The organism is Corallococcus sp. AB032C (assembly GCF_003668935.1).
GTDB classification, from domain to species: Bacteria; Myxococcota; Myxococcia; order Myxococcales; family Myxococcaceae; genus Corallococcus; species Corallococcus exiguus.
Genome location: NZ_RAWP01000187.1, coordinates 1 through 9,494 on the forward strand (window position 1 = coordinate 1; position 9,494 = coordinate 9,494).

General features: G+C 70.7%; 11 protein-coding genes. 6 read left to right on the top strand and 5 right to left on the bottom strand.

Annotated features, from left to right (window positions below):
• Window positions 1-37: 37 nt before the first annotated feature.
• On the top strand, window positions 38-1,222 hold the full coding sequence (locus tag D7X99_RS40370) for a tRNA-uridine aminocarboxypropyltransferase (protein WP_121782384.1): 1,185 nt from the start codon (window positions 38-40) through the stop codon (window positions 1,220-1,222).
• Between the two features lie 6 nt (window positions 1,223-1,228).
• Here D7X99_RS40370 and D7X99_RS40375 read toward each other — a convergent pair whose 3' ends face one another.
• Entirely contained in the window at window positions 1,229-2,320 is a 1,092-nt protein-coding gene (locus D7X99_RS40375) for an acyltransferase family protein (protein ID WP_233614157.1), read from the bottom strand.
• 140 nt (window positions 2,321-2,460) lie between these two features.
• On the opposite strand from D7X99_RS40375, the gene D7X99_RS43320 reads away from it, so the two are divergent.
• The 3 genes from D7X99_RS43320 to D7X99_RS40395 all read left to right on the top strand — a co-directional run bounded on the left by D7X99_RS43320 (window position 2,461) and on the right by D7X99_RS40395 (window position 4,985).
• Window positions 2,461-3,237 carry a hypothetical protein gene (locus D7X99_RS43320; protein WP_199756427.1) on the top strand — a complete coding sequence of 259 codons (777 nt, stop codon included), beginning with the start codon at window positions 2,461-2,463 and terminating at the stop codon, window positions 3,235-3,237.
• 180 nt (window positions 3,238-3,417) lie between these two features.
• A complete protein-coding gene (locus D7X99_RS40390; protein ID WP_121782385.1) occupies window positions 3,418-4,539 on the top strand; it encodes a cytochrome-c peroxidase in 1,122 nt (373 codons plus the stop codon).
• A 50-nt stretch (window positions 4,540-4,589) separates the two neighbouring features.
• Window positions 4,590-4,985 carry a hypothetical protein gene (locus D7X99_RS40395; protein ID WP_120600141.1) on the top strand — a complete coding sequence of 132 codons (396 nt, stop codon included), beginning with the start codon at window positions 4,590-4,592 and terminating at the stop codon, window positions 4,983-4,985.
• Between the two features lie 58 nt (window positions 4,986-5,043).
• On the opposite strand, the gene D7X99_RS40400 is transcribed toward D7X99_RS40395, so the two are convergent.
• Window positions 5,044-6,495: a chondroitinase-B domain-containing protein gene (locus D7X99_RS40400; RefSeq protein ID WP_121782386.1), complete on the bottom strand. Its 1,452-nt coding sequence runs from the start codon at window positions 6,493-6,495 to the stop codon at window positions 5,044-5,046.
• Window positions 6,496-6,674: 179 nt separating this feature from the next.
• Here D7X99_RS40400 and D7X99_RS40405 point away from each other — a divergent pair, with 179 nt between their 5' ends.
• Complete coding sequence (locus tag D7X99_RS40405) at window positions 6,675-7,166, top strand: hypothetical protein (RefSeq protein ID WP_121782387.1); 492 nt, start codon at window positions 6,675-6,677, stop codon at window positions 7,164-7,166.
• Window positions 7,167-7,176: 10 nt separating this feature from the next.
• Here D7X99_RS40405 and D7X99_RS40410 read toward each other — a convergent pair whose 3' ends face one another.
• The 3 genes from D7X99_RS40410 to D7X99_RS40420 form a co-directional block, all read right to left on the bottom strand.
• Complete coding sequence (locus D7X99_RS40410) at window positions 7,177-7,881, bottom strand: DUF4476 domain-containing protein (protein ID WP_158627157.1); 705 nt, start codon at window positions 7,879-7,881, stop codon at window positions 7,177-7,179.
• Window positions 7,882-7,990: 109 nt separating this feature from the next.
• Entirely contained in the window at window positions 7,991-8,590 is a 600-nt protein-coding gene (locus D7X99_RS40415; protein ID WP_121782389.1) for a 2,3-diphosphoglycerate-dependent phosphoglycerate mutase, read from the bottom strand.
• A 95-nt stretch (window positions 8,591-8,685) separates the two neighbouring features.
• Complete coding sequence (locus D7X99_RS40420; protein WP_120600146.1) at window positions 8,686-8,946, bottom strand: phosphopantetheine-binding protein; 261 nt, start codon at window positions 8,944-8,946, stop codon at window positions 8,686-8,688.
• Between the two features lie 137 nt (window positions 8,947-9,083).
• On the opposite strand from D7X99_RS40420, the gene D7X99_RS40425 reads away from it, so the two are divergent.
• Window positions 9,084-9,494 (top strand): beta-ketoacyl synthase N-terminal-like domain-containing protein (locus tag D7X99_RS40425; RefSeq protein WP_304997998.1); only part of this gene is annotated, 411 nt, incomplete at its 3' end.

The following is a 9,494-nucleotide window of genomic DNA, read 5'->3' on the forward strand; positions in this document are numbered from 1 at the left end:
GGGCAGGGCGGGGCGGGGCCGTGATAAAGGGCCGGGCGTGCGTACCTTCTGCATCCGGTGTCTGCGTCCTGAAAGCGCGTGCTACTGCGCGCATGTCCCCCAGCTCCAGACGCGCACGCGCGTGGTGTTCCTCCAGCACCCGCGGGAGCGGCGCGTGGCCATTGGCACGGCGCGCATGGCGCACCTGTCACTGACCAACTCGGAGCTGCACCGGGGCGTGGACTTCACCGGCCACGCGCGGCTGGAGGAGCTGGCGAAGAACCCCGAGCGCGTCGCGGTGCTCTTCCCGGGCGAGGACGCCATCTCCGTGGAGGAGGCACAGGCGAACCCTCCAGAGACGCTCATCGTCGTGGACGGTACCTGGCCGCAGGCGAAGAAGGTGGTGATGCGCAACCCGGTGCTCGCGGCGCTGCCGCGCATCGGCTTCGTGCCGCGCCGCCCGAGCAACTACCGCATCCGCGCGGAGCCGGCGGACCACTGCGTCTCCACCATCGAGGCGGTGGCGGAAATCCTCGGCCAGCTGGAGGGCAAGCCCGAGTACTTCGACCGCATGCTGGGCGCGTTCGAGTTCATGGTGGACACGCAGCTGGAGCGCCAGGAGACGCGCACCGGGCCCAACCGCCGCCGCATCTACAAGGGCGAGTGGCGCCCGCCGCTGGAGCTGCGCTCGCTGGCGGATGCCGCGGACCGGCTGGTCCTCTTCTACGCGGAGGCGAACGCGCACCCGCTGGAGGCGGGCATCCCGCCGGAGCTGGTGCACCTGGTGGCGGTCCGCTACGCCACGGGCGAGCGCTTCGAGGCGGTCATCGCGCCGGAGCAGCCGCTCGCGTACAGCACGTCGCTGCACGTGGAGCTGCCGGAGGAGGAGCTGCGCGCCGGTGAACCGCGCGCCGATGCGCTGGCCCGCTTCGAGGCGTTCCTGCGCCCGGACGACGAGCTGACGGTGTGGACCTCGTTCGCCCTGGACCTGCTGTGGAGCAGCGGCCTGACGCGCAGGGCCGCGCGCAACGTGCGGCTGGTGACCGCGCGGGCGCTCAAGGGCAAGGCGGGCGGCGTGGAGCAGGCGGTGGAGCTGCTCAAGGCGCCGGAGGTGGCGACGTGGGCCCGGGGCCGCGCGGGCCGCCGCATCAACGCACTGGAGGCCGTGACGCGTGAGCTGGTGGCGCGTGGCAACGCGACCGAGCCGCCCGCGAAGCTGCCGCGCACCGGCTCCGAGGGCTGAAGGCGGCTACTGGCCCAGGCGCGCGGTGCCGACGCTGGCGTTCAGCGTCGTGGAGCCGGCGCGCCAGGGACGGGCCTGCTCGCGGACCCAGCGGCCCATCCGGGCGATGAGGTAGCAGCCCACCAGCAGTGCCACGGAGGTACCCAGCGCCGCCGCGATGCCCAGCCGGGGACCGATGCGCTGCGCGAGGCCCGCGATGTCCGCCCAGCCGTACACCACCGGCAGGTGCAGCACGTAGATCCACAGCGACAGCCGTCCCAGCGGCGCAAGCAGGCCGCTCACACGCTGCGGCAGCAGGTTCACGACGCCCATCACCAGCAGGCCCTGCGCCACGCGGTACATCACCATCGTGGGACTGGTGGGCGTCCACTCCACGGGCACCCAACGGGTGAGCGCCAGCAGCGCTCCGCCCAGCGCGAGCAGTGAGAAGCCCTGCGGCAGGCCCGGCTTGAGCAGGTGAAGGGCGTGCGCGGCGAACGCGCCCGCGAAGAAGAAGCCCGCCCAGGGGAAGAACGGGAAGCGGCTGCCCTCCCCATTGCCAATGAACTGCTGCAGCGGCACCGGCAGGTGCGCGCCCGCGTCCCACATCCCGACGCTCGCCAGGGGGATGCCCACCGCCAACCCGCCCAGCAGCAGCGCCCGGGCGCCCCGGTGCGGCGTCACCACCAGCGCCATCGCGCCCAGGAGCAGCGCCGCGCCAATGCACTGGAGCGCGTCGAACTGGAACACCTTGCGCAGCATGGCGTCGGAGAAGCCCAGCTCGCGCACCGCGCCCCAGCCCGGCCAGTGCAGCAGGTAGCCCAGGAAGAGCAGCAGCAGCGCGCGGCGGAACCGGCGGCCAAAGGAGTCCTTCGCGGCACCCGGCTTCGTGCCCAGCGCCATCACCACCGCCCAGCCGCTCACCAGCAGGAACAGCGGCGCGGTGATGCCCCGGACCTTCCAGTACTCCTGGATCCACGGGTGGTCCCGGAACGCGGGCGCCAGCAGCGCGTCCAGCGTGTGACCCATCACCATGGCGAGCACGGCCAGTCCTCGCGCGCCATCCAACGCGGGGTGCCGGGTCTGCCGGAAGTTGAGAGAGGGACCGAAGCCTTTCAAAACGGTCCGAGCATAAGCTCACGTGCGGGCCTCGTCTCCAAAACGCACCAACCGTGGGGGTCGGCAGGCGTGGAAACGCGCCGGATTTTCACTCTCAGCCCAGGTCGCGTCCCGTGCGGAGGATGCTACAGGATGGATGCATGTCCGCCCGTTCCACGCTCGCCGCCCTCGTGCTCCTCGCCGTTCCGGCCTCTGGCCGCGCCGCGTCCGGTGATGACTGGTTTGGCAGCGACAAGCCCAAACACTTCGCGGCGTGCGCGGCGGCCACGGGCGTGGGCTACGGGGCCGGCGCCGTCCTCTTCGATTCACCGGGCGCGCGTGCGCTCACCGGCGTGGGACTGGGATTGGGCGTGGGGTTGGGCAAGGAGGTGTACGACAAGGCTCGCGGCAGCGTCTTCTCCGTGAAGGACCTGGCGTGGGACACCGCTGGCACCGCGACGGGGCTACTGGCCTCGTTCCTCGTGGACCGGTTCATCACCGAGGTGCTCCTGCCCCCCCGGAGCGTCGCCGTCGCCGGGCGTGGCGGAGGGAGCGTCCGGGCGCGCGCGGCGCTCCACGAACTTCAGCAGCAGGTCGCGCTGCAGCCGGGGCTCCACCAGCAGCAGGCGGCCTTCGGGATCATCGGAGTCGGAGACGAGCACGGTGACCTGCCGGCGCGGGCACTGGTTCATGCATCCGGTGGGCGTGACGCGCACCTGGCCGGCGAGGCCCTTCTCGGCCAGCTCCCCCTGGAGCCAGCGTGGCAGGTCCTGCCCTCCGCTCCGGGCGCTCTTCGTCAGGCACTTGCGGCAGACGAGCACGTCCACCTCCCGCCCCTTGCCGCCCGCGTCTCCATCCTGCATCCGCCGTCCTCCGTGGCGCCCCGCTTCCTGGCGGATGCGCCACTGCGTGTAACCGAGACCTTGAAGAAGAGGTAGCGGCGCGGGGATTGTTCCGCAGAAGGCTCGGGCCGCGTCCGCCGGGCCGCCGTCCGGGCAGGCGCTGCCAGACTGATGGAATGGGAAAGGCCGCGCCGTGGGTGCGACGTTCTGTCGCGACGCCAGCCGCCCGGGGCACTGGTACGGTGCGCTCCGCGCCGCATCCGGGAGGCTCTTCACATGACGCGAAATCGATTGCTGCTCGGGTTCACCCTGTCTGTGATGGGAACGGGCTTGTTCGCCGGTTGTGAGCGCTCCCCAGACAAGGCTCCGGAGGCGAAGCCGGCCGCGCCCGCTCCCGTGGCGGAGCAGGCTCCGAAGCCCACGGCACCGGATGCCGCGGCGGTGGCGAAGCTGGCGTCGCACTTCTTCCAGGCGCCTCGCAACCAGGCGCCGCTGCCCGACGACACCGCGGAGCAGGTGGCCCTGGGGCGCATGCTCTTCCACGAGCCCCGCCTGTCGAAGAACCACGACGTGTCCTGCAACAGCTGCCACGGACTCGACACCTTCGGCGTGGACAACAAGGCGCTGTCGGAAGGTCACAAGAAGCAGAAGGGCAGCCGCAACTCGCCCACCGTCTACAACGCGGCCCATTACATCGCGCAGTTCTGGGACGGGCGCGCCGCCACGCTGGAGGCCCAGGCGGAAGGGCCGATGATGAACCCGGTGGAGATGGCCATGCCGGACGCGAAGCGCGTCGAGGCCACGCTGTCCTCCATCCCCGAGTACAGCACGCGCTTCCGCACCGCCTTCCCCAAGGGGGGCAAGCCCGTCACGCTGGCGAACGCCGCCCGGGCGCTGGCCGCCTTCGAGCGCACGCTCACCACGCCGTCGCGCTTCGACCGCTTCCTCGCGGGGGAGCACGTGGCCCTGAGCGCGCAGGAGCAGCGCGGCCTGGAGGCCTTCGTCACCACCGGCTGCACCACGTGCCACAACGGCCCGGCGGTGGGCGGCTCTTCGTTCCAGAAGCTGGGGCTGGTGGAGGCGTACCCGGCCCTCACGGACGCGGGCCGCTTCGACGCGACGAAGAACGAGGACGACCGGGGCTACTTCCGCGTGCCCACCCTGCGCAACGTGGAGATGACCGGGCCCTACCTGCACGACGGAAGCGTGAAGGACCTGCCCACCATGGTGCGCCTGATGGGCCGCTACCAGCTGGGCCGCACGCTGAAGGACGGCGAGGTGGACGACCTGGTGGCCTTCCTCAAGAGCCTCACGGGCGAGCTGCCCCCCACCGAGCGCATCTCAGCGCCGCCCCTGCCCCCCAGCACGAAGCGCACGCCCAAGCCGGACCCGTCGTAGCTTGCAGGAAACGTCGCGCCCCGCCCGGCGGGTGCTAAACCCTCGCGTCCATGACCTTCTTCTTCCATCTCCACTCGGGTCTTCGCTACCTGGTGCTGTTGTCCGGTGTCATCGCGCTCGCGTTCTTCGCGTTCGCGGTCGCCACGAAGCGCCCGTTCGACAAGGTGGGGCGCATCATCGGCGCGTCCTACTCCGGCTTCATGCAGCTGCAGTTGCTCGTGGGCATTGGCGTGCTGCTGACGCGCGGGTACTACCCGGCGCTCATCGGGCACATCGTGATGATGATCCTCGCGGTGGGCGCCATCCAGGGCCCCCTGTCCGCGAACCGCCGGCGCACGCCGCCCGGCTACGTGCTGCCGCTGGTGGGCACGCTGGTGTCGCTGGCGCTCGTGGTGGGTGGCATCCTGGCCATCCGCCCGGGGCTGTTCGTCTCCACCGCGTTCTAAAGCGCGCGGGTGAGGGAGCGAAGCGGCTGGGGTCTCCAGCCGCCTCGCCAGGCCTCCGCTAGCGACGGGCGCGCCGGCGCAGGGCCAGGGGCACGAGCAGCCCGAGGAGCGCGGGCAGCAGGCCAGGGCTCGCGGTGCAACCGCCGTCATCCTCGTCCGGCGGCTCCTGCTCCGGGCCCGGGCCCGCGTCCGGAACGACGCCCGCGTCCGTGGTGCCGGTGCCCGCGTCCGTGCCGGTGCCCGCATCCACGCCGGTGCCCGCGTCCGTGGTTCCGCCGGTGCCCGCGTCCGTGCCGCCGCCCGTGTTCGCGGGGCAGTCACCCAGCGAGTGCTCCAGGGCTCCCAGCGTGGCCGAGGCGGGCCGGGCGCGCGCGCAGAAGTCCTCCGGCGCCAGCGTGTTCCTCGGGGCCGCGCCGATGAGCGACGACACGTCGCCCTTGACCGTCAGGTCCCCCTTGAGCGGCGCCACGTACCAGGACGCGAACGTGTTGGTGGCCACGTTCGAGCGGTTCGTGCTCTGGGTGCCGGTGGCGCTGTCACGGTTGCGGATGACGCCCGTCAGGACGTTGCCGATGGCCTCGCCGGTGGACTCGGCGTAGCGGTAGTCCACGCCCGTCGTGCCGACGAACGTGTTGAACAGCACGCGCGTGTTCGCGGCCTTGTTCAGGTACACCGCGACGTCCGAGCAGTTCGCCACGATGTTGTCGCGGATGATTCCGTCCTTGTGCTCCGGCGAGCACGGCACGGTCGGGTCGAAGGCTGGCGCGCAGAACTCGTTCCCGGTTCCGCCTCCGCCAAACGACAGACCGATGCGCGTGTCCCCCGCGGGCTGGTCCTTCACGCACAGGACGCGGTTGCGCTCGAAGAGGCCGCGGTTGCCGCCGCTCTTCATGAAGGCGCCGTAGGAGATGCCGCCCTGCTTGGAGAAGTCATGCAGTTCGTTGTCGCGGACCACCCAGTCGTCGCCCGTGTCGATGTTCAGCTTGGTGACGGGCGTGCCCGTCGCGCGCGCGTGCGTGTCGTAGATTTCGTTGTTCTCGATGAGGCCCCGGTGCGGGATCTCCCACACGCCGCCGGCGTTCTTCGACGCGTTCACCTTGAGCTGCGCGTTGAAGTCGCGCACGCGGCTGTTGCGCAGGACGAAGTTCTCCGCGTGGCCGGTGACGTGGAAGGCGTGCTCACAGGTCTGGTCGTTCGCGCAGATGCCCTCCACCGTGAGCCCGTCGAAGGTCCAGTACCGGCCGGACACCTTGAAGCCCTCCTGCGCGTTGAAGCGCACGACGGCCGCGTGGCGGTTCTTCGCGCGCACGATGATGGGCGCGGCCTGGGTGCCCTCCGCGGCGCAGTTGAGGTTCGCGTTGACGGTGTACGTGCCGTCCTCCAGGACGAGCTCATCCCCGGCCTTCGCGGACGAAAGCGCGGTCTGGAGGTCGGCCACGGTGGAGATGCTCTTCACGGCCGCGCCACCCGTCAGAGGCAGCAGGAGCAGGGCGAGGGAGACGGTTCTCAAGGGGGGACTCCCGGTACGAAGAGAAAGGGGGGCGCTGACGTTACCGGATCCCCACGCAGGGCAGGCTGCCGGGCGTGCGCAGGCATTCCGGGCGCTAGGGGATCCGCATCCGCGTGAACACTTGTCCTCTCATGGCTCGCCAATCCAGAGGCTCGCGACGGGGACGCTCCATTCTCACGGTGTCAGCGCTCGCGGGGGTACTGCTCACGGCTCCGGGCGCGTTCGCGCTGCCTTCCCAGGGACAGTCGCTGCCCGAGTTCTCCGCGCGCGACCTGACGAACGGGAAGCACGCGAGCGAGGAGTTGAAGGGCCGTCCCACGCTGCTGGTCGTCATCACCAACAAGGACGCGGGCGCCCAGATGCGCGGATGGTTCGACGCGGCGGACCAGCACGTCTCGGACTCGGTACACCGCCAGTCGCTCCTTGCCCTCAAGCTGCCGTTCTTCGTCAGCGAGGGCACCGCGCGCGGCAAGGCGAAGGGCCAGGTGCCTCAGTCCTACTGGCAGGACACCTGGCTGGACAAGAACGGTGACATGGCCAAGGCCCTGGGCCTCTCTCCCAGCGAAACCCCCTATGTCCTGGCGCTGGACGCGGAAGGACGGGTGCTGGCCAGCGTCCACGCCACCGCGGACTCGCAGGAAGCGCGGACCATCTGGTCCGCGCTCCGGTGACGCGGGAAGGCTAGTAGCGCCCGCCGCTGTCGAGGATGGCCTGCAGCTGCTGCTTGTCGTTGGAGAAGGGGAACGCCTGGTACAGCTGGTAGCCGTTCTGCGGATCCAGCAGCGTGGGCCGCATCAGGCGCACCACCTCCAGCTTGTCGTTGGAGAAGTTGAACTGCCCCAGCACGGACAGGATGTGCGTCACGAGGAAGTTCTCGTTCGGGGCCACCTGGGACAGGATGCGCAGCTTCTCGCGCGGGAAGGACTCGCGCACCATCGCCGCGGTGATGTTGCGGAACTGCACGTCCGAGATGGGCCGGACGACCGGCGGCGGAGGGGGCGGCAGCGGCGCCGGGTGGTTGACCACCACCGGCGCGGCGGCGTCCACGTACTCGCTCAGCTTGTCCAGCTCCTCCATGGCGTTGCGAATGCTCTCGCGGCCCTTGGAGTCCTTCGTGCGGGACATCGCGTCGCGCAGCGCGTTCTCCAGCCGGTTGATGCGACGCTCCACCTGCTCACGGTCGACGACGACCTGGTTGCGCGAGGGCACCGGCATCGGCATCGGCTGCGGCATCGGTCCCGGGCGCGGCGTGGACTGGCCCGGGGGCGGCGGGCGGCGGAACTCGGCGCCGCCAGAGATGGTGACTGATTCCGCCGTTGTGGGCGCCGTCTGGGCCAGGGCCGCGGCGGAGGAGAGCAGGACGACGGCGAGGGTCAGGGCCTTCATGGTGTGCATCCTTGGGGGTGTTCGTGCTTCGTCCCATCTGACGGGCAAGAAGGCCGCTCATTCAAGCCCCCTCCCATCTTCCCCAGGAAGGCCCTGCCGTCAGGGCGGCTCAGCCTCGCTTGGAGACGACCTGTCCGTCGGCGCCAATCTCGTAGACGAGCGGCACGCCGGTGGCGAGCTCCAGGCCCACCACCGTCTCTCCGGACAGCTTGTCCAGGCGCATCACCAGGGAGCGGTTGGAGTTGCCGTGCGCCACGACGAGCACGTTCTTGCCCTGGCGCAGGTCGCCCGCGATGGCCCGGTCGAAGAAGGGCAGCACGCGCTTGGCGGTCATCTCCAGGGACTCGCCGTTGGGGGGCGGCACGTCAAAGGAGCGGCGCCAGACGTGGACCTGCTTCTCGCCGAACTCCTTGGCGGCGTCCGCCTTGTTGAGGCCCTGCAGGTCGCCGTAGTGGCGCTCGTTGAGGGCCGCGTCGCGGATGACGGGTGGGGTCTGCCTCAGCGCCTCCAACAGGATGGCCAGCGTCTGCTGCGCCCGGCTGAGGGCGGAAGTGTAGGCGACGTCGAACTTCACGTCCTGGAGGGCGTCGGCGGCCTTGCGGGCTTCGGCGCGGCCCTGCTCGGTGAGGGGCACGTCCACGAAGCCGGTGAAGCGGTTCTCAAGGTTCCAGAGGGACTGACCGTGACGGACGAGGGCGAGGATGGGCATGGCCTCCCTGCTAGCCCAACCGGGGGCGGGGGGAAAAGAGGCAAGCCCCGTCCACCCGCCCGTCCCGTCGTCTTGCGGCCACGCTTCAAGGCGCGTCAGCCGGTGGCCTCGGTCTCCTGCTGGAGGCGCTCGCAGACGGCGGCCACGGCGCTCAGCGTGTTGAACAGGTCCACCATTCCCACCTGGAGGCCCAGGTCGTCCTCGATGCGGTTGGCCAGCATCGTGGCCAGCAGCGAGTTGCCCCCCACCTCCAGGAAGTGGTCCTCCGGCCGCACGGCGTCCACCCCCAGCAGCTCCTGCCAGTACCCGGCCAGCCGCGCCTCCATGGGCGAGGGGACTGCGCTCTGTGTGCTCATGGTGGGCTGCTCCGGATTCTGGATTTGCTGCAAATTGAGGAAAATAGAACTACCGCGTCAAGGCTGACCGCGCCAGGGCGAGCAGGCGGGCTTCGGCGTCCCCCGGTTTTCGGGCTTCCCTGGCAGGCTCGGGAGCCATGGACCACGCGAACGAGGCCGCAACGGACGCCGGGGACGAGGACGCGCCCATGGCGGTGGCGGTGGTGGGGTTGGCGCTGCGCTTTCCGGGGGCGGAGGACGCGCGCCAGTACTGGCGCAACCTGGTGGGCGGGGTGGACTCCATCACCCGGCTGGACGCGGCGGGCCGGGAGCGGCTGGGGTTGCCGCAGGGCGATGAGTGGATCACCGCGGCGGGGGTGCTGGAGGACGCGGAGGGCTTCGACGCGGCGTTCTTCGGGTACCCGGCGCGTGAGGCGGAGCAGATGGATCCGCAGCACCGGGCGCTCCTGGAGTGCGCGTGGGCGGCGATGGAGTCCGCGGGGTACGCGCCCCGGGGGCAGCCGATGCGGGCGGCGGTGTACGCGGGGGCAGGCTTCACGACGTACGGG

Excerpts from the sequence above, each read along its gene's own strand:
- D7X99_RS40415 (WP_121782389.1), bottom strand. The coding sequence starts at position 8,590 with ATGCCCATCCTCGCCCTCGTCCGTCACGGTCAGTCCCTCTGGAACCTT.
- D7X99_RS40420 (WP_120600146.1), bottom strand. The coding sequence starts at position 8,946 with ATGAGCACACAGAGCGCAGTCCCCTCGCCCATGGAGGCGCGGCTGGCC.
- D7X99_RS43320 (WP_199756427.1), top strand. The coding sequence starts at position 2,461 with ATGTCCGCCCGTTCCACGCTCGCCGCCCTCGTGCTCCTCGCCGTTCCG.
- D7X99_RS40410 (WP_158627157.1), bottom strand. The coding sequence starts at position 7,881 with ATGAAGGCCCTGACCCTCGCCGTCGTCCTGCTCTCCTCCGCCGCGGCC.
- D7X99_RS40395 (WP_120600141.1), top strand. The coding sequence starts at position 4,590 with ATGACCTTCTTCTTCCATCTCCACTCGGGTCTTCGCTACCTGGTGCTG.
- D7X99_RS40390 (WP_121782385.1), top strand. The coding sequence starts at position 3,418 with ATGACGCGAAATCGATTGCTGCTCGGGTTCACCCTGTCTGTGATGGGA.